At 27.8% G+C, this 20,829-nt stretch carries 19 protein-coding genes; 8 read left to right on the top strand and 11 right to left on the bottom strand.

The window, feature by feature from the left end:
- Positions 1-359 precede the first annotated feature (359 nt).
- The 6 genes from KGF39_RS13715 (at position 360) to KGF39_RS13690 (ending at position 6,279) form a co-directional block, all read left to right on the top strand.
- On the top strand, positions 360-1,400 hold the full coding sequence (locus KGF39_RS13715) for a M42 family metallopeptidase (protein ID WP_107595882.1): 1,041 nt from the start codon (positions 360-362) through the stop codon (positions 1,398-1,400).
- A gap of 380 nt (positions 1,401-1,780) precedes the next feature.
- Positions 1,781-2,032 carry a TM1266 family iron-only hydrogenase system putative regulator gene (locus tag KGF39_RS13710; protein ID WP_227822734.1) on the top strand — a complete coding sequence of 84 codons (252 nt, stop codon included), beginning with the start codon at positions 1,781-1,783 and terminating at the stop codon, positions 2,030-2,032.
- Positions 2,033-2,046: 14 nt separating this feature from the next.
- Positions 2,047-3,255, top strand: a complete 1,209-nt coding sequence (gene hydF, locus KGF39_RS13705) for a [FeFe] hydrogenase H-cluster maturation GTPase HydF (protein ID WP_227822733.1) — start codon at positions 2,047-2,049, stop codon at positions 3,253-3,255.
- A 36-nt stretch (positions 3,256-3,291) separates the two neighbouring features.
- Positions 3,292-4,377 (top strand): [FeFe] hydrogenase H-cluster radical SAM maturase HydE, encoded by a 1,086-nt coding sequence (gene hydE, locus KGF39_RS13700; protein ID WP_227822732.1) that lies wholly within the window; start codon positions 3,292-3,294, stop codon positions 4,375-4,377.
- Positions 4,378-5,754, top strand: coding sequence for a [FeFe] hydrogenase H-cluster radical SAM maturase HydG (hydG, locus tag KGF39_RS13695; protein WP_227822731.1), 1,377 nt, complete (start codon positions 4,378-4,380; stop codon positions 5,752-5,754). It abuts the gene before it with no gap.
- Between the two features lie 90 nt (positions 5,755-5,844).
- On the top strand, positions 5,845-6,279 hold the full coding sequence (locus tag KGF39_RS13690) for a hypothetical protein (protein WP_227822730.1): 435 nt from the start codon (positions 5,845-5,847) through the stop codon (positions 6,277-6,279).
- Positions 6,280-6,353: 74 nt separating this feature from the next.
- Here KGF39_RS13690 and KGF39_RS13685 read toward each other — a convergent pair whose 3' ends face one another.
- From KGF39_RS13685 to KGF39_RS13660, 6 genes are all read right to left on the bottom strand, one after another.
- Positions 6,354-7,673: an aminotransferase class III-fold pyridoxal phosphate-dependent enzyme gene (locus KGF39_RS13685; protein WP_227822729.1), complete on the bottom strand. Its 1,320-nt coding sequence runs from the start codon at positions 7,671-7,673 to the stop codon at positions 6,354-6,356.
- 290 nt (positions 7,674-7,963) lie between these two features.
- Entirely contained in the window at positions 7,964-8,752 is a 789-nt protein-coding gene (locus KGF39_RS13680; protein ID WP_227822728.1) for a putative ABC transporter permease, read from the bottom strand.
- Between the two features lie 114 nt (positions 8,753-8,866).
- A complete protein-coding gene (locus KGF39_RS13675) occupies positions 8,867-9,826 on the bottom strand; it encodes a VanZ family protein (protein ID WP_227822727.1) in 960 nt (319 codons plus the stop codon).
- A gap of 157 nt (positions 9,827-9,983) precedes the next feature.
- Positions 9,984-10,301 (bottom strand): hypothetical protein, encoded by a 318-nt coding sequence (locus tag KGF39_RS13670; RefSeq protein WP_227822726.1) that lies wholly within the window; start codon positions 10,299-10,301, stop codon positions 9,984-9,986.
- 113 nt (positions 10,302-10,414) lie between these two features.
- Entirely contained in the window at positions 10,415-10,915 is a 501-nt protein-coding gene (locus KGF39_RS13665) for a GNAT family N-acetyltransferase (RefSeq protein ID WP_227822725.1), read from the bottom strand.
- 51 nt (positions 10,916-10,966) lie between these two features.
- Entirely contained in the window at positions 10,967-12,166 is a 1,200-nt protein-coding gene (locus tag KGF39_RS13660; RefSeq protein WP_227822724.1) for an alanyl-tRNA editing protein, read from the bottom strand.
- Between the two features lie 455 nt (positions 12,167-12,621).
- On the opposite strand from KGF39_RS13660, the gene KGF39_RS13655 reads away from it, so the two are divergent.
- The gene (locus KGF39_RS13655) at positions 12,622-13,590 is read left to right on the top strand and encodes an L-lactate dehydrogenase (protein ID WP_227822723.1); all 969 of its coding nucleotides are present in this window, start codon (positions 12,622-12,624) and stop codon (positions 13,588-13,590) included.
- 243 nt (positions 13,591-13,833) lie between these two features.
- Here KGF39_RS13655 and KGF39_RS13650 read toward each other — a convergent pair whose 3' ends face one another.
- From KGF39_RS13650 to KGF39_RS13630, 5 genes are all read right to left on the bottom strand, one after another.
- A complete protein-coding gene (locus KGF39_RS13650) occupies positions 13,834-14,964 on the bottom strand; it encodes a helix-turn-helix domain-containing protein (protein ID WP_054274113.1) in 1,131 nt (376 codons plus the stop codon).
- Between the two features lie 155 nt (positions 14,965-15,119).
- Complete coding sequence (msrA, locus tag KGF39_RS13645) at positions 15,120-16,073, bottom strand: peptide-methionine (S)-S-oxide reductase MsrA (protein WP_227822722.1); 954 nt, start codon at positions 16,071-16,073, stop codon at positions 15,120-15,122.
- Positions 16,074-16,197: 124 nt separating this feature from the next.
- On the bottom strand, positions 16,198-17,103 hold the full coding sequence (locus tag KGF39_RS13640; RefSeq protein ID WP_227822721.1) for a patatin-like phospholipase family protein: 906 nt from the start codon (positions 17,101-17,103) through the stop codon (positions 16,198-16,200).
- A 364-nt stretch (positions 17,104-17,467) separates the two neighbouring features.
- On the bottom strand, positions 17,468-19,060 hold the full coding sequence (gene hcp, locus KGF39_RS13635) for a hydroxylamine reductase (protein ID WP_227822720.1): 1,593 nt from the start codon (positions 19,058-19,060) through the stop codon (positions 17,468-17,470).
- 57 nt (positions 19,061-19,117) lie between these two features.
- A complete protein-coding gene (locus KGF39_RS13630; RefSeq protein WP_227822719.1) occupies positions 19,118-19,846 on the bottom strand; it encodes a 4Fe-4S binding protein in 729 nt (242 codons plus the stop codon).
- A 164-nt stretch (positions 19,847-20,010) separates the two neighbouring features.
- Between KGF39_RS13630 and KGF39_RS13625 the strand changes: the two genes are divergently transcribed.
- Complete coding sequence (locus KGF39_RS13625) at positions 20,011-20,727, top strand: Crp/Fnr family transcriptional regulator (RefSeq protein WP_227822718.1); 717 nt, start codon at positions 20,011-20,013, stop codon at positions 20,725-20,727.
- Positions 20,728-20,829: the final 102 nt, after the last annotated feature.

Raw genomic sequence — 20,829 nt, 5'->3', positions numbered from 1 at the left:
TAAATGCATATATACCTAGTTATTTACATATATTAATAAAGGCTTGCAGATTAATTACTTTAGAAATGAATAATCTGAATTTAAAATCTTTTTCAACAATTATTTTATTACTAAAACTTTTATTTGTAAAGATAATTAAACTAAATATTTTATTTATTTATATATTTTGTTTTATATTTATTTTTATTAATTATGAAATCAAACTATTTTAACTTTTAACACCTATAATATAAATCAATTCTATTCTATATACTTTTTTTAAAAATATATTTAGGATTTTTTCTTTCAATTTTAGTTTTCAGAACATTCGTATTTATGTTATAATTTGTATGAATATATATTTTTTAGGAGGAAATAATATGAATTTAAATTTAACTAATACTATAAATTTAATGAAAAAATATTTGGATATTCCAAGCCCTGCTGGATATACTGAAAATGCAGTTTTAGAAAGCAAAAAAGATTTTGAATCTTTAGGTCTTGATACTATTCTTACAAAAAAAGGTGCACTTATAGCTACTCTTCCTGGTGAAGATGATTCAAATCAAATAACAATATCTGCACATATGGATACACTTGGAGCTATGGTAAAAGAAATATCATCTGATGGTACTCTTAAATACCACAAAGTTGGTGGTGGATGTTGGGCTGCTATAGAAGGAGAAAACTGTACTGTTATAACTAGAAAAGGTAAAAAAATTAGAGGAAGTGTTGTATTTAAGTATGCTTCTACTCATATATATGGTCAAACAAAAGCTGCCACTGAAAGAAATGAAGAAACAATGATTATTAGACTTGATGAAAAAGTATTTACAAAACAGGATGTATTAGATTTAGGAATAAGTGTTGGAGATTTTGTATGTCTAGACCATCGTTTTGAAGCTACAGAATCTGGTTTTATAAAATCTAGATATATAGATAATAAGGCAGCTGTAGCAATGGTTCTTGAAATATGTAGATATTTTAAAGAAAATAATTTAACACCTAAGCATACTACTAACTTTTATATAAGCAATTATGAGGAAATTGGACATGGTGTCTCTAAGGCTTTACCTGAAAAAACAAAAGAATTTGTAGCAATAGATATAGCACCTACTGGACCAAGTCAAACATCTAGTGAACATGGTGTGACTATAGTTGCAAAAGATAATTTATCACTATATGATTTTAATTTAAGAAATAAACTTGTCGATGTTGCACAAGACAATAATTTAGAATATGCTGTCGATGTATTTACCTTCTATGGTTCAGATGCTTCAGAAGCTATTCGTTGGGGAGAAGATGTTCAAATAGCATGTGTTGGTCCTGGAACAAATAATAGCCACCACTATGAAAGAACACATATAGAAGCCATTGAAAATACGCTTAAACTACTTATAAATTATATGCTTAAAGAATAGTTAATTATATATTTTACTAAAGTCATTTCTTAACAAATAACTAACTTTAATTTTTATTTTTATACAAAAATTGGTTTTTCTATAGACTTAATTTCAATTTACTACTATTATATAAGTAACTTCAATTTTCTTTAGTTAATTTTTATTATAATTTATATAAATTGTATAAAAATTTTCTTCAGTTAATTGTTGTTAAATTAAATTTTTACAAGCTAACCCTACCAGAAAAGAGTTATCTAATCTGTAAGGAAATAGTTTAATATAGCACATTATACTTGTGTAATTAATAACTTTTCTTTTGTAGAAACTTTTCTTTACAAAGAAAAGTTTTTTGATTTTGGATTTGTTTAGGATATATTTTCTGAATTAGGAGGATATTTATGAAAAAGGTTGCAGTTATAAGTGCTATTTTAGAAGAACCAAAAGAATGTCAGCTTAAATTCAATGAGATTGTATCAGGTTTTAAAGGTATTATTAAAGGTAGAATGGGAATTCCTTGTGAAGAAGAAGGCGTATCAATCGTATGCATAGCAGTTGTTGGCGAAATGGACACTATCAATAGTTTGACTGGTAAATTGGGAAATATACCTAATATATCTGTAAAAACTAGTATATCAAAAAAAGAAATTTAAGGTGGTGAGTACAAATGAGTCTAAATTCTACTCCACAATCAATAAGGGTACATATAGGTCTCTTTGGCAAAAGAAATACAGGTAAGTCTAGCATAATAAACGCTATAACAAATCAAAGTGCTGCAATAGTCTCAGATATTGCTGGAACTACTACAGACCCAGTATTTAGACCAATGGAAATCCTTCCTATAGGACCTTGTGTTCTTATAGATACTGCCGGTCTTGATGATGTTGGTGAACTTGGTGAACTTAGAATAAGTAAATCACTAGATGTTTTAGAAAAGACAGATATAGCTTTACTAGTAGTGGATTGCCAAATTGGTATATCACAAGAAGATTTGTCACTAATTGAAAAGTTTAATGATAAGAATATACCTCATATTTTAATTCTTAACAAAATTGATACTATTAAGAATCAATCAGAAATTTTAAACTTGACTAAAAGTAAAGTTAAATGTCCAGTTGTTTCTGTCTCATCAACAGATAAAATTGGGATTGAAGATTTAAAAAATGAAATAATAAGAGTTTTGCCTAAAGATAGCACTGAGTTCAGATTGGTATCAGATTTAATTGAGCCAAATGACTTAGTTGTTTTAGTTATTCCAATAGATAAGGCAGCTCCAAAAGGTAGACTTATACTTCCTCAACAGCAAGTTATAAGAGATATTTTGGATAATGGTGCAATTTCTATAGTTACAAAAGAAGATAGTTTAAAAGAAACCCTATCTAATTTAGGCAAAAAACCAAAACTTGTTATTACTGACTCTCAAGTATTTCCACAAGTAGATAAAGATACTCCAAAAGATATTCCTCTTACATCTTTTTCTATATTATTTGCTAGACAAAAGGGAGACCTTAAAGAATTAATTAATGGTGCTTACGCTTTAGAAAATTTAAAAGATGGTGATAAAGTCTTGATGGCTGAGGGTTGTACTCATCATAGACAGACTGATGATATTGGAACAGTGAAAATTCCTAATATGATCAGAAAAAAAACTGGCAAAAATATTACCTTTGAATTTAGTTCTGGAGTATCCTTCACCGAAGATATAAATAAATATGCACTTGTAGTTCATTGTGGAGCTTGTATGATGAATAGAGCTGGAATGTTATCTAGAATAGAAAAGGCAAAATCTTTTAATGTACCTATAGTAAACTATGGTATCTTAATAGCATATGTAAAAGGTATTTTAGAAAGATCCCTTGAACTTTTCAATTACTAAAAATTTAATTATATTTAATAATTACATATTTGGAATATGACCAAAAATAAGATTAAATACTTTATAGATAAACTTTACAGCATTAATTCATTAAGTTTTGATGAACTACTATATTTAATAGAAAATATCGACAATGAAGAATATAACTTCGAACAAAATTTAAGAAACTATCTTTATAAACAAGCTAGCGATATGAGAAATAAACATTATGGAAATAGAGTCTACTTGAGAGGACTTATAGAACTTACAAACTACTGTAAAAATAATTGCTACTATTGTGGTATACAATCTTCTAATAAAAATATCATAAGATACAGACTTTCACTTGATGATATACTTGAATGTTGTGATATAGGTTATAAAATAGGATACAGAACATTTGTTTTACAGGGTGGTGAAGATACATATTTTACTGATGATAAAATATGTGAAATTGTTTCAAGTATAAAAAATAAATATGAGGATTGTGCCATAACTTTATCGCTAGGAGAAAAGAGTTATGACTCATATAAAAAATACTTTTTATGTGGTGCAGATAGATATCTTTTAAGACATGAAACTGCTACAGAAAATCATTATAAAAAATTACATCCGCCAAACATTGAACTTAGAACTAGAAAAGAATGCCTAAAAAACCTTAAGGAAATTGGTTATCAAGTAGGTGCTGGATTTATGGTTGAGTCACCATTTCAGAGTAATGAAGACCTTGTTCGTGATTTATTATACCTAAAAGAGTTAAATCCTCATATGGTCGGAATAGGACCTTTTATTCCACACCATGATACAATTTTTAAGAATTATAAACATGGAGATTTAGAAAAGACATTACTTATGCTTTCTATTACAAGACTTCTTCTTCCAAAAGTTTTATTACCTGCTACAACAGCCCTTGCATCTATAAACCCTAGTGGTCGAAATGCAGGTCTTTTAGCTGGCTGCAATGTAATTATGCCAAACCTTTCTCCTCAAGAATTTAGAAAACAATATTCTCTTTATGATAACAAAGCCTTTACTGGTCAAGAAGCTTGTGAATATCACCAAAGTTTAGAAGAAAACATCAAGTCACTAGGACTTAAAGTCGACTATTCTCGTGGTGATAATATTGAATGGAGGCGTTTGTAAATGTTCATAAACCATGGACTTATTAATTCTTTATTAGAGGATGCAAAAAATTCAACTTCTGATGATATTGAAAAGGTACTTGATAAGGCTGATAGAAGGGAAAAACTTAGTTATAAAGATATAGCTACACTTCTTGAAGTAGAAGATAAAAAACAACTAGATAGATTATTTAGTATAGCTGGGCAAATAAAAAATGAAATATATGGTAACAGAGTGGTTTTATTTGCCCCTCTTTATGTATCAAACTATTGTGTAAATGAATGTGTTTATTGTGGTTTCAGTACATGCAACAAATTTAAAAGAAAAAAACTTACTATGGACGAAATAAAAGAAGAGGTTAAAATATTAGAAAAAATGGGTCATAAAAGGCTTGCTCTAGAAGCTGGTGAAGACCCTAAAAATTGTGATATAAATTATATCCTAGATTGTTTAGATGCAATTTATTCAACATATAACGAAAATGGAAATATAAGAAGGGTAAACGTTAACATAGCAGCTACAAGTGTAGATGAGTATAAGCTACTAAAAGAAAAAGGAATAGGAACTTATATATTATTTCAAGAAACTTATCATAAGCCAACATTTATAAAAATGCATGGTCAGTCTATAAAAAATGACTATTATTACCATTTAACAGCTTTTGATAGAGCTATGGAAGCTGGAGTTGATGATGTTGGTGCAGGAGTTTTATTTGGTTTATCTGACCCTAAATTTGAAGTTCTAGGACTTATGATGCACAATGAACACTTAGAGGAAAAATTTGGTGTAGGGTTCCATACTATATCTTTCCCTAGATTAAAAAAAGCTGAGGGCATGAGCTTAGAAGATTTTCCTCACTTAGTTTCTGATGATATGTTCAAAAAAATAGTAGCTATAACTAGATTAGCTGTTCCTTTTACTGGAATCATAATGTCCACTAGAGAAACTGCCGAGATGAGAAATGAATTACTAAAATACGGTGTATCACAAATTAGTGCAGGTTCTCTAACAGGTGTTGGAGGATATAAAGCATATGAAGATGGTGACAATACAGAACAATTCGAAGTTGGAGACCATAGAAGCCCTGTAGAGGTGCTTAAAGAACTAATTACTGATGGATATATCCCTAGCTATTGTACGGCTTGTTATCGCAAAGGTAGAACTGGCGATAGATTTATGAGCTTAGCTAAAAGTCGCCAAATCCATAATGTATGTACACCAAATGCTCTTACTACATTGAATGAATTTCTAATTGACTATGGAGATGAAGAACTTAAAACTATGGGCAAAAAACTTATCTCAAAAGAAATAGCTAAGATAGAAAGAGAAGATATAAGAAACATAGTATCTAACAATATGACTGCCTTAGAACGTGGAGAGAGAGATTTATACCTATAAAATTTTATTACTTATATATTATTTATTGTATATTCCATGGGTTAGTAGTAATATTATCTAAAGGGAAAGTTTAAGGGAGGGAGATTAACATTGAAAGATAACAACAATACCAATAAAACTATTCAATTTGGAGAAAAAAAAGCTAGCCTGGAAAACAATATTCAAAAAAATAAAAATATCAAACTTGATAATACACACAAAGTCATTCCTTACCCTAAAAATAGAAAAAAGGATGATAAAAAGAAAAGTAACAAGAAAAAGAATACAAGCATCAACAAATCTAAAGTCAATAAAAATAATTATGGGAATTCTTTTTTTAATAACAAATACAAATATAAAAGAAAACCATATGTTATTGCTTTATACACAGTAATTTTTATTCTTTTAGCAATCTTAATTATAACTAAATTGACAGATAATACGAATAAAGGTAACTATTCTCATAATACTGTTTCTGATACTCACAAGAATAACATCCGAAACATAACCTTTAATGAATCAAATAATCTTCTTACTTGTGGGTAACTTAAAAGAGTTATCTCATTTCAGAAATTACTTTCTAAAACTGAGATAACTCTTATTTTTATTTAATATTTATTTTACCAACCTTGAGTTACTTCATATACTTCATCACCAATTCTACCATTTAAATAATCATCTATTGCAGAATCTATGATGTTCATTGCTTTATCTACTTGTTCTTTAGTTATTACTAGAGGAGGTTGTACTCTTAGAGTAGATTGTCCTAAGAATATCATTATTAAACCAGTTTGTATACATCTATAACATATCTTAGCTGTAGCATCTGGATGTTTTTCATTAGAACCTTTTCCTTTGACTATGTCAACTCCTATAGATAATCCAAGACCTCTTATTTCTCCAATTATGTCGTATTTTTCTTTTAATTTTTCAAATCCTGCTTTAATATAATCTCCCATTTCTATACTCTTTTGAAGCAAGTTTTCTTTTTCAATTATCTCTATAGATTTTAAAGCAGCCACACATACTGTTGTATTTCCAGCTAAAGTAAATAAATGTGCTGGTGAATCAAGACTTTGCATTATTTCGGTTCTTCCAACAACTGCTCCTAGAGGTAATCCACCTCCAACAGATTTTCCAAGAACTATAAGGTCTGCTTCAACACCAAAATTTTCTATACCAAACCACTTACCTGTTCTTCCCATACCTTGTTGTATTTCATCACTTACAAGTAATATTCCATTTTCTTTACATATTTTACTTAAACCTTGTATCCACTCTACTGGAGGCACTATTATTCCTGCATCTCCTGCAATTGGTTCTATAAATATTGCAGCTACTTCTTCTGCTGGTAGATAGTGTGCAAAAGCATATTCTATCTCATCTAAACATTCTTTAGCTGTTCTATTTTTATCAGGATAATGGAAGTGATAAACTTCTGGTAACAATGGACCCATTTTTCTTCTCATATTTGTACTTAATGCAGATATAGATATAGCTCCATAAGTACTTCCATGATAAGATTCACACATAGATATTATCTTTGTTCTTCCAGTATACCCTCTTGCTAGTTTTATAGCAGCATCTATACAAGCAGAACCAGTTGCACTGTATAATACTTTTTTATCATTATCTCCAGGGGCTATTTCCACAAGCTTCTCAGCTAACTTTACAGGAGGATCACTATGGAAATATGCAAGTGTATATTGTGTTATATCATCCATTTGTTCTTTAACTGCTTGTGAGATTTCCTTATTGCCATGACCTACATTCGCAGAGCCTGCACTTGCTAAAAAATCTACATACTCATTACCTTCATAATCATATAACATAGCGCCATCACCTGATTTAAATGCTACCGGATAATAAGGTATTTTTTGAGTTTTAGCAACATATTTTTTTTCTTCTGTACTTATCATTTGACTAGTTATCTCGCTCATTGGCAAATCATCCCTTCTTTAAATAAATTTATGTTTTAAAATTATTGCGATTTATACAGACATTCTCATATAAAATTCTTTATATACTTAATGTTAGTATTTTTGACACAAATTGTCAATATATGTTTTATAATTTTCAAAATATTTGTTATTCAGAAACAATATATTTTATTTTTATCAAATAAACATTGTTTTTTAAAAAATAAAGGACTCTATTCTATTTTTATAGAGTCCTCTAAAAATTATTTTATAAATACCATTATTCTATTTGCTTTCATTAAATCACATAATTACCTTTTATTCTCACTGATAATCTTTTTAAAGTGTTCCAATTGTTCTTGCTGTCTTTTATGTTTTATATATGGAAAAGCTTTGATAACTCTTTTTTGTAAAATAATATTGGACTCTATACGGTCTAACTTACTGTTTATTTTGTTTATTTTTTCTCTAACTTCTAATTCATCATTATTTATTTTTTTCAATAAATTTTGTATCTCTACTCTATCAAATTTGTCCAATTTTACATTTACATCGCTAAGTTCTTTAATTATATCATCTAGCAAGTTTAACTTAATATCTAATTTTTTAAGGGTTATAACAGTAACTATCAAATCAAGTATAGTCCAAAGTGTTGTAATTATAACCATTGAAATTAATATTTTATATGGAATTACGCTTACAAAATTCCTTATAAATGGATGTATAAACTTTATTATTAAAACAGACATTATGCCAAAGTATATTGCATTTTTTAAACATACTCTACCCTTTATATTGAATTTTCTGCCAGAATAATCCCACCATTTAGCATGAAATAAGGTTTCTAAAATAAAGCCTGTAAAATATTCTAGTATTGTGGTTAAAATCATGCCTAATAGAAATATTATAATTATATTATTAAATCTTCCCAGCAGTGATATTACAAGCACTGCTCCAAATCCATAAACAGGGCATATTGGACCATTTAAAAAACCTCTATTGATTATTCTTTTACTTGCTATTGAACATCCTGTACTTTCTACTGCCCATCCCAAAAACGAATATATAAAAAAATACAAGATATATTTTATTATTTCCATAATTTATATATACTCCTTCACTAGTATTCTTATTTTGTGCATGATGTAAAAATAATTATAGAAATAGTTTTTTCGTTTTTTATATTTGTTATTCTTTTATTTTTGCATAATATTCTATTCATATAATCCAATTAATAATTTCCCAGCCATAATACCATGTTTATCTTTTGGCTGATTTTCTTTATCAATCCAAACATTAATTGTATCATATTTATTCAATAAATCTAAATTCTTCATATCAAATTCCTCATATTTAACTATATCCATTTTTGATTCTTCGGTAACTACATAAGATATTAATTTTGTATTTTCATTTAAATAAATTCTTATATTTCCATCATTATCAATTAAATTTTCTGGTCTCTTTACTTTACTATTAGAACCTGCTTTAATAGTTATTATACCTTTTTTAAAGCTCTCAAATGTCCCAATTATATCCACTGTATCTTTGTTTATATCTTTAATCATTTCCCTGTTTTCTTCTATTAATATTTTTGATACTTTTTTATCAGGTCTAAATTTAAAAGTTAGGAAGCTCTGATAATTTATAGAAATCATCCCCAATCCTATGACTCCTAAAACTAAACTGGTACCTATTATAGCCTTAAATTTTTTAATATCATTAGGAAATAATTTATTCATATCTATGTAAATAGCAATTCCAATTATACCACCTAATGAGTTTAAAATAATATCGTCTATGTTACTACTTCCAAGAGCTAGAATATATTGTATTGATTCAAATCCTAAACTGACAAGTATAATTGATATAACGATAGCTTTTTTATTTAAATTTTTGAATATTATAGGAAAAAAAATTCCCATCGGAATAAATATCCCTATATTTCTTACAATATTTACAGTAGCTCTCATAAAGTCAATATTACTATCTGTGATAAATTGACATATCGTATAAAATGGAATTAAATTTACAGACCTAAATATTCCCTTGAAAATAGAGTAAATTGCTGAATCTTTAAATAAAATTATTCTTATAGTCATTAAAATATATATTAAAAATATTATGTATATAATTGATAGTAACAATTTTTCTGACTTTTTACTTTCTACCACTGATAAGTCACCTCTCTTTACTAATATTTCAATAGTACCAATAAATATTTAAGACGATTTTAAAATTTTCTTAAAATTTCCTTAATTTTTAAATAAAAACATAAAAAAGTCTACACTTAAATGTGCAGACTTTAACAAGTTCTCATACAAATATATTTTATTGAATAATGAACAATCTAAGTGTAGAAAAAACAATAACTAAAGTTAAAAGAAGTCTAGCATATAAAAAATTTTTATCTTTCAACATAACTCCTGCAATTCCAAAAATAAAAAATAGAAAAGCAATAAATTTACCAATAATATTATTATTTGGATAATAGCTAAAAAGCATAAAACAAAGTACAAATGCAAGTACTCCTATTGCATTAAATATAATTTTATTAGATGCTATTTTTCCTTTATTAAAAAAGAAGCAGAATATTGATACTAAATCTAAAAATAAAAATACATAAAACATTCCTTTTAAAACGTCCATGTTTATCCCTCCCCCCTAAAAATTCTAATTATAATATCCAATCTATTTCATATAATTATTGATATACTAAATAGTTTATAGTATTAATACAATAATGCTATAAATTTGTATTGCTAACGTATTACCTCATATTCATACATATTATAATCACACTCATGCATATTTAAAGACTCATATGTTGCTTTTGCATTTATGTTTTCTTTTTCTACATATAATCTCATTCCAACAATATTTTCATCTTTATCACATATATTCTTTATATAATTAAATAAATAATTAAAGATACCTTTTCTTCTATATTCTTTCTCTACATATACACTTTGAATCCAAAGGAAATTTCCATTTCTCCAATCGCTCCACTCATATGTATACATAATCTGTGCAACAACTTTATCAAAGACTGTATATACATGATATTTTCCTTTTCTCTCATCTAATAATAATGCTTTTACACCTTTAGTTAAAACATCCATATCAAGTTCTTTTCCTTCAGTTTCTTTAACTAAATTATAATTAAATTTTGCTATTACATCCAAATCATCTATACGAGCTTCTCTTATTTCTATTAATTCTTCATTTTCATATAGCTCTATGTAATCTTTTTGTTGTTCCATATTTATTCCCCCATATCTATTTTATCTATTAATATTTTTTCTATAGTATATTTACAAAGTCTTTTCTAGCTTCATAAATGCATAATCAAGTGTAGCTTCTAAATTTCCATTATTCTTTCCACCACCTTGGGCTAATATTTGACTTCCACCACCCTTGCCATCTATAAGGCTTATTGCATCCTTTAACAAAGTTCCCATATTAATATTTTTTAAATTTTTAGAACAGGCAAAAACTAAATTTATTTTATCATCAAATTTAACAGCTAATAACGCAATATTATTTTCATCCTCTGTAATTTTATTTGCTATCTTATTCACATATTTTAAATCTTCATCATTATAAATTTTTTTAATGACTGCAATATTACCAACCTTATTCGCATTTTCAACCATTTCTTTAACCTGATATGTAGCTACTACTTCTTCAAGCTTTCTTTTTTTACTTAAAACCTCTTCAACTTTATTGTTTAAATTTACAATACCATTTATAGCATCTTCTTCACTACAACTCAAATATCTGCATATTTTAGTTAAATATATATCTCTTTTTAATACTTCGTCTACTGCCCTTTTACCTGCTAAAAATTCTATTCTTGTGCTTGACTTATGTTTTTCCCATTTTTTTATTTTTATCATTCTCAACTCGCCAGTCGATTTTGGGTGTACTCCACAACATGCATTCGTGTCTAAATCGCCTATTTTTACTACTCTTATTTCTTCATCAGTATTTGGCAAATCACGTCTTAACCAAATTTTTTTCAATTCTTTTTTTGTTGGAAGTAATGTCTCTACTTGTATATTCTGACGAATAATTTCATTAGCAAGCAACTCTATCTCTCTAATTTTATCCTCACCTAAATTACCTTCTATATCTACTGTACTATATTCATTCCCTAGATGAAAACCTGTTGTATTTGCTTTGAAAGTCTTAAAAAAGCAGCCTGATAGTACATGTTGCCCAAAGTGTTGATGCATACCATCTTCTCTTCTATCCCAATCAATACTACACTTTACTCTATGTATCTTTATTGGTTTTTTATCTAATACATGGTATACTTTTTTGCCCTCTTCATAGACACTTATTACATCATAATTATCTATTTTTCCTAGGTCTGCAAACTGACCTCCTCCACCAGGAAAAAACGCTGTCTTATCTAATAAAACATGAAACTTATTTTCTACTTCTTTTATTTCAATTATTTCTGCTGTAAAATCTTTTATATACTGATTTGTATAGTATAACTTTTCCATTATAATTCTCTCTCCATTTCCTTAGTTGTAAACTACTTTACTTTTTAAATATATAAATTTTAAGATAAATTTAATTTAATGGTTCTAAAATAGAACTTATCCTATTTTTTACTAATAATCTTCTACTATATTTTAACATAGAGATATCAGTGTTAACAAATTTATAATTTTATATTATTACGATATTTCACAGTGTACGTGCTTACATATTTTCTTACATAAAGTTTCTAAATATAAATAAGATTACATATTTTAATACTTATTAATAATTTTTAGTATTTATTTAATATTCATTAATACAGAGTATATTAACATTGCTTTTTTAAAAATTTTAGTATAAAATCATATTGAATAAATTTTCTGAAATAATAGAATATTAAAATACATAAAAACAGCTTTTTATAATGTATAATTTTCTTATAAATCTATCGTTGTTTTAGGGGGAGTGATTTAAAATGTCAATAAAAACAAGAAAAATATCTATTGTGGGGTCAGGACACGTTGGTTCTCATTGTGGATTCAGTTTGATAACTCAAGGAGTTTGTGATGAACTCTTTATGATTGATATAGATGAATCTAAAGCAAAAGCTCAAGCTTTAGATTTAGCTGATGCAGTTTCATATCTACCACATAAAATACATATAGAAAAAGGAACTTTTGCTGATTGTAAAGATTCTGATATAGTAGTAATAAGTGTTGCAGACTCTTCAGAAGGCCCTTTACGTAGACAAAACACAACTAGATTAGACTTATTAAGACCAACCATTGGAATGATAAAATCTATAGTAAAACCTATAGTTGATTCTGGTTTTGATGGTATATTTATAGTCATATCTAATCCTGTTGATGTAGTTACAAATTATATTTGGGAAAAATCTGGTTTTCCTAAGAATAGGGTCATTGGAACTGGTACAGCTCTAGATTCAACAAGACTTAGAAGACTTTTATCTGAAGAAACTGGAATAGCTCAACAATCAATTCAAGCTTATTGCATGGGTGAACATGGAGATTCTCAAATGGTTCCTTGGTCTCATGTTTCAATTGGCGGTAAACCAATATTGGACATGATAAAGGATAATCCAAATACTTATGGAAAATTAGACTTACCATCAATAGTTGAAAAAAATAAGAAAACAGGCATAAGTATAATAAATGGTAAAGATTGTACAGAATTTGGGATAGGTACTGCTTTAGTAGAAATTGTAAACGCTATACTACACAATGAGAAAAAAGTTCTGCCAGTTTCTACATTATTAGAAGGTCAATATAATGAAAAAAATGTATTTGCAGGTGTTCCTTGTATTATAGGAAAAGATGGTATTGAAGAGATTATTGAAATCAACCTAACTGAAAATGAAAAAAATGAATTTAGCAAATCTTGTTCTGTCTTAAGAGAACATATTTCACTTTCAAAAACACTTTAGATTTAAAACTATTTCAATGAGTTTCATTGGCTCATTTAGATACTATTTAAAGTTGATGAAAATGTTCAAATTAGTAACAAAAGTAATACAACTTTAGAGTAATAAAATAATCTTAAATACTTTTTAAATATATATTAAGTTTTATATTAAAAGCAGGTAAATTGTTCATAACAAAAACCATTTAACTGTGTTAATGTTTAAATCATCTATACCTGCTTTTAATTTTAAAACTAAAATACCAGTCTACTTTTTCCCATCAAATTTTATAACTTTATTTTTTTTATTTATATTTTGAGATAAGAACCCTTTCTTTAAACCCATCAATAACTCTAAGTCTTCTGGATAAAGATTTATCCCAAATTCCTCTAAACTTGATACTATACTATTTACACTCATTATTTTATTCTCTATCAATAATTCAACTGCTCTTTTTAAACATGTTGGACTTGAACCTTTTATTTTGTCTAATGGTTCTTCCCTTAACCATCCTTTTTTATCCATCTCATTCATAAGATAATTGTATTTTTTGTAATTTATCTTACCTAGATTATATGCTCTAAAAATCATAGCAGATATAGGTACAATCCACTTTTTCTTTAATTCTATATAATAGTCTAAATCTTCTGCATGAATCAAATCTTCTAAAAAACTCTCTTGTGGCAGTAAAAAGGCACAAGCATACTCATCGGCTGAAAATTGCTTATTTGGTATTCTTAATTCACTTGATATTATGTAACCAAGCTCATATGCTAAATTATAATTTCTAATTGATGCTGATTTTTTATCATTACCAAGAGATATCAGATATTTAACCTCTTTACCAATCCTCTGTTTTTGAGTAAAGACGGTTGCCCCTTTTCTGTCTACATTCATATCTGATATTATAATCCCTTTAGACTCTAACAAATTTACCATATTTACTATTGGATTATTGTTTAAATCCCAAAATTCTCTAGTATTATATGCTAGTTTTTCTATATCATTTATATTAATGTCTGTCATTATTTTTTTATTTGGCAAATTTTCGTTTGGAAACTTAATGTAACTTTCCATAAACGAATATATTTTATGAATGATAATTATTTTTTCCCTGTAAGAAATTTCTTCTACTCTAGGTAGTTTCGATTTAGGATTAAAGTGGCTATCTTCTACAACAACATTTATATTTTCATTTTTATAAAAATACTCTTTTGGAAAATTTAATATATTAGATAGTTTCAATGTATTTTCTATATTTGGTATATACTTATTTTCTTCAAAAGCTTTTAAGTCCTTTTTATTTATTTTAGTTTCCTTAGATAATTGCTCTATCGTCTTTGCTCTAAAAATTCTAGCTGATTTTAATCTCTTTCCATTAAAGTCTTTTAAATTCATTTATTTTCTCTCTTTCAAAATTAAATTATTAATCTATTGATATAAATTATAAGATTACAATTAATAATTTATCATATTATTGAAAAAAAAACAAAAGGTGAAAATATTTCCTTATATTTTCACCTTTTCGATAAGTTTATAATAAATAATTTTAATTATTTAAAAAGTTTTAGGTATTCTACATAACCTAACGCTTCCATATCTTTTTTAGGTATAAATTTAAGAGAAGCAGAATTTATACAATATCTTAAACCTCCAAGTTCTTTTGGTCCATCATCAAATACATGACCTAAATGAGAATTTCCTTTAGCACTTCTCACTTCGACTCTATACATACCTTGTGAGAAATCACTTCTCTCAATTATAGATTTATCTATAACTGGCTTTGAAAAACTTGGCCAGCCACATCCAGCATCAAATTTATCTTTTGAAGAAAATAAAACTTCTCCACTTACAATGTCAACATAAATTCCTTCTTCGTCATTATCATAGTATTCATTTTCAAAAGGTACCTCTGTCATATCATTTTGAGTAACCTCAAATTGTATAGGAGTTAAAGTCTTTTTTAACTCTTCTCTATTTATATTGTTTCCATCCCAGTGACTTTTTACAAAATTATATCTACCTGAACCTTTATAATACATATTGTAGTTTAATGGTCTTTTTTTATAATAATCCTGATGATTATTTTCTGCTTCATAGAATTTAGTTGCTGGAATTATAGAAGTTACTATTTTACTATCAAATATTTTACTATTTTCCAGATGCTCTTTTGATTTTAAAGCTATATTTTTTTGTTCTTCATCATGATAAAATATAGCAGTCTTGTATTGAGTTCCCCTGTCACCAAATTGTCCACCATCATCTGTAGGATTAATCTGTTTCCAAAATATATTTAGGAGCTCATCATAACTTATTATATCATCATCATAAGTTATTTGAATAGCTTCAACATGACCAGTTGTCCCCGAACATACCTCTTGATATGTAGGATTTTCAATATGCCCACCTGTATACCCAGAAATTACCTTTATAACTCCATCATACTTATCAAAAGGTTTCACCATACACCAAAAACATCCACCTGCAAAAGTAGCAAGTTTTATCATTTTCATCACTCCTTAAAAAAATTATATTTTATTTATTCCCTAAGAAGTAACTTAATAATCTTCTATTTTGTTATTTTTACCTACTTGATGAAATAACGTGTACAAACAAAATTTCAAATTGAATCTAATTTCTATAAAAGCTCTTTTTATTTATCCATCCAAAAGCATCTTTTATATCACAATTTTCTCCTAAAGATATCAAATATTCTAACGCATCACAATCATCCATTGCTACGTCTTTTTCCATCTTAGGATTTAGTCTATAGTAATTATCTCCAAGAAGTTTTTGAGAAAATAATTGACTCATTTGAGAATTTCCTTCTAATGTAATAGATATAATTGGCAAATCGGGCTCTTTATTAATTATCCAATCAATAGCTCCCCATTCAGTAGTATCTGCCTTTATACTATTATATACATATCCAGTTCCTATAGAAAAAAGTCTAGTATTTTTAAGCTTAAGCCCATTATCAATGGCGTGAATTATACACGCTAGACTTGGGTCAGTTGCTATTATTCCACCATCAACATGGCGATTATAGGTTGGGAAAAACACTGGCGCAGCACTGCTTGCCATTGCTACATCTACAACTTTACTAGTCTTTGTAATAGAGTTTGGCATATTGTTATAAAACACTGGTTTCCATGCATTTTCTTCATTTCCTATATAAAAACTTGGTATCATCACTAATTTATTTAAATCTTTTAATTCTAGTTCCTCTGGAAATATACTTAGTAAAACTTCTTTTAAATTTTTGTTTTCATACTTTGGTCTGAGCATTTCTGTATAACTTTTACTAAAAATACGCTTTGAATTTTCGATTGAATAAAGTTCTTTTATCTCTTTAGTACTTACACCGTATGCAAGTCCTAGTGCAATTAGACTCCCTGTAGACGTACCTCCAAACATATTTATATTATATAATAAGTTTGGATACTCTTTTACTATCCTCTCAAGTATGGATATACTCAATGCTCCTTTTAATCCACCACCATCAAATGCCAATATATTAAAATTAGAATTTCTCATATTATATACCCCCACATAAAACACCTTATATACTTCAAACTTTGGTCAAAATAATTTAACTATAGTATATATATTTTATGCAAGTTACATATTACAATGTTCCTCTTTTAATATTTAAGTTCTATACAAACTTGTAATACTTAAAATAAAAGTTATAAGATATTATATATCTAAGTATTATAAGTTTAATACAAAGCTTATTAAAAAGAATATACTAAAAGCAGGTTTATTTTTCAATTATTACAAAAAATAGATAAAGGGTTGTCTTAAAATTGATTTTTTCTAATCAAATTTTAAGTTTAACCCCTTATTTTAATTTCATCTATACTTAAAAATATTTCAACTATAAATATATTTATTTTCTTTATCCTAAAATCTTCTTCATATCTTCTTCAGGAGTAGATATAGGTGTCAATGCAAATTTGTCAACCAATATATCTAATACATTTTTAGATAAAAATGCTGGTAAAGAAGGCCCTATATAGATATTTTTAATACCTAAGTGAAGTAATGTAAGAAGTATACAAACAGCCTTCTGCTCATACCATGATAGTATCATACTAAGAGGTAAATCATTTACTCCACATTCAAAAGCATTTGCCAATGAAACTGCCACTTTGATTGCACTGTAGGCATCATTGCATTGTCCCATATCCATTAAACGAGGTAAACCACCTATTTCTCCAAGATTTAAGTCATTAAATCTATATTTTCCACATGCAAGAGTCAATATAATAGTATCTTTAGGAGCTTGTTTTACAAATTCAGTGTAATAGTTTCTTCCAGGTTTTGCACCATCACAACCTCCAACTAATAAAAAATGTCTTATAGCTCCACTCTTTACAGCATCTACTACTTTATCTTGCACAGATGAAACTGTACCTCTTGCAAAACCAGTAGTTAATGTATCTCCACCATTAATACCCGTCATATGAACATCTTCTTTATATCCCCCAAGTTCAAGAGCTTTTTCTATTACACTAGAAAAATCTTTATCGTCATCAATATGAATCATACCTGGATAAGCAACTACTTCTGTAGTAAATACTCTATCTCTATAACTATCTTTAACAGGCATTAAACAATTTGTTGTAAATAGGATTGGAGCAGGTATATTATCAAATTCTTTCTGTTGATTTTGCCATGCTGTACCAAAGTTACCTTTTAGATGTTTATATTCTTTTAATTTTGGATATGCATGTGCTGGCAATAGTTCACCATGAGTATATATATTTATACCTTTATCTTTTGTTTGTTCTAATAATTTGTGTAAATCATAAAGGTCATGCCCTGTAACTACAATGAATGGACCTTTCTCAATCTTCATAGATACTTGAGTTGGTTCTGGTGTTCCATAAGTTTCAGTATTTGCTCTATCAAGCAATTCCATACATTTCAAGTTTATTTCTCCAGTTTTCATAACCAAACCTAAAAGTTCATCAATAGACAAGTCTCCTCCAACTGCTATTAATCCTTCATAGAAAAATTCATTTACTTCTTTTTCTGTATAGCCAAGTACCATTGCATGATACGCATAGGCAGCCATACCTCTTAATCCAAATAAGATTAATGATTTTAATGAACGTATATCTTCATTATCATTCCACAAGTCCTTCATATCATAGTTATCATTTCTACTACAAGTTGTTGAACAATCTGAACATCTAGGTACAAGTTTACTTTTTTCCATCTCAGTTTTTTCAATTTGTCTTTTTATAGCTTCATCGTCAAAGCTCACATTTGTTATAGTAGTGAATAATCCATCTATCATGACTTTATCTGTTTCACTTGTTGGTCTATTTTTATTTCCAATAGTTGCTCTTGAAAGACCAATTAACACTCCTGTAAGTTCATCTTGTAAGTTGGCTGTACCCCCCTTTTTACCACAAACTCCATTTATAGTACACCCTTTTCCTCCTGCTGTTTGTTCACATTGAAAACAAAACATATTTTCCATTTTTTATTCCTCCATTTTTTTATTAAAATTTATTAGATTTTTCTGTAATTCACTTAATTAAAGTTCTCCATCTACAATTTTTCCATCTACAGATATCGTAACTATTTGCCATGGTATCATCTTTCCACTATTTTGTAGAGCTGTCTTAACAGCATTTACTATACCACCACAACAAGGAACTTCCATACGTGTTACTACTATATTTTTAATATCATTCACTTTTAAAATCTCTGTAAGTTTTTCAGCATAATCAACCTCATCAAGTTTAGGACAACCAATTAATGTAACCTTGTTTTTCATAAATTTATTATGAAAGTTTCCATATGCATATGCTGTACAGTCTGCTGCTATTAAAAGACTTGCATTCTTTAAATATGGTGCATTAGTTGGTACTAATTTTATTTGTACTGGCCATTGATTAAGTTGGGAACCTTTTGTCTCTACTTCTAAATCATTATTTAAAGCTACACTATTTGAAACTTCTCTATTTATTTCCTTAGACTGAGAACCTGGACATCCACATGCTAAACTTTTGTTTTGTGCTTTCTTTGCTTCCATATTTGCTTTTACTGCTGCTTCGTCATATTCTGCTGCTTCTCTATACTCAAATGAAATCGCATTTGTTGGACAAGTTGGTAGACAATCTCCTAAACCATCACAATAATCATCTCTTAAAAGTTTTGCCTTTCCATTTATCATTCCTATAGCTTCTTCATGACAAGCTTCAACACACAATCCACAACTATTACATTTTTCCTCATCAATTTTAATTATTTTTCTCATCATTTATATCACCTCATAAAATTTTTTTAGTTTAAAATATTAATTTCTTAGATATTTATTTTTAAGACCTACATATTTTTCTTTCAATTGTTTTATAGTAAGATTTTTATATCTCCTTGCTTTTATAAATTTAGTATAGTACAATAAAAACAAATTATCGGTTGCATATGCAACAAGGAAGTGATTATTTGAAAAAAATTTTAGAAAAACATATAGACCTACTAAAAAAAATTCCTCTATTTGAAGGAATTAAAAATGATGAACTTGAAGCAATGTTAGAATGTCTGGGTGTTGTTGATAAGACTTACCCAAAAGATAGCATAATATTCTCTGTTGGAAGTGAAGTTACCTCCATTGGAATTATGCTTAAAGGAAGTGCACACATAATAAAGGAAGATATTGAAGGTAATAGAAATATTGTAGCTGAACTTTTACCTGGAGATTTATTTGGAGAAGTATTTGCATGTACTAGACTACACAAAAGCAGTGTTACAGTAACCACAACATCTTTTTGTGAAGTTTTATTTATAAAGTTTAAAAGTGTAACTGGCATTTGTTCATCTACATGTGTCTTTCATAATAGACTAATTGAAAACATGCTACAATTAATAGCTGAAAAAAACATTTTACTTCATAATAAAATAGAATTACTTTCTCGTAAAACGACTCGTGAGAAATTACTTATGTATTTTTCAAAACAAATAGAACAAACAGGTAGCCACAAGTTTACAATTCCTTTTTCGAGAAATGAAATGGCTGATTTTTTGTGTGTTGACAGAAGTTCTATGTCAAGAGAACTTGGAAAGATGAGGGATGAAGGCTTGTTATCTTTTAATAAAAATAAGTTTGAAATATTTTGTTTTCAAAATAAGTTAGATATTTAGACTTATATAACGTCCATATTCAAATAATATTGTTTTTTATTAGTTATTTTCTAGAAATCTTTATACAAAAAGGGGCTGTCGCAGGAGCAAATTAAATTTGTT

It is taken from the genome of Clostridioides sp. ZZV14-6345, from assembly GCF_020657775.1.
Lineage (GTDB): Bacteria > Bacillota > Clostridia > Peptostreptococcales > Peptostreptococcaceae > Clostridioides > Clostridioides difficile_D.
This window is presented reverse-complemented; position numbering and strand designations above follow the sequence as displayed.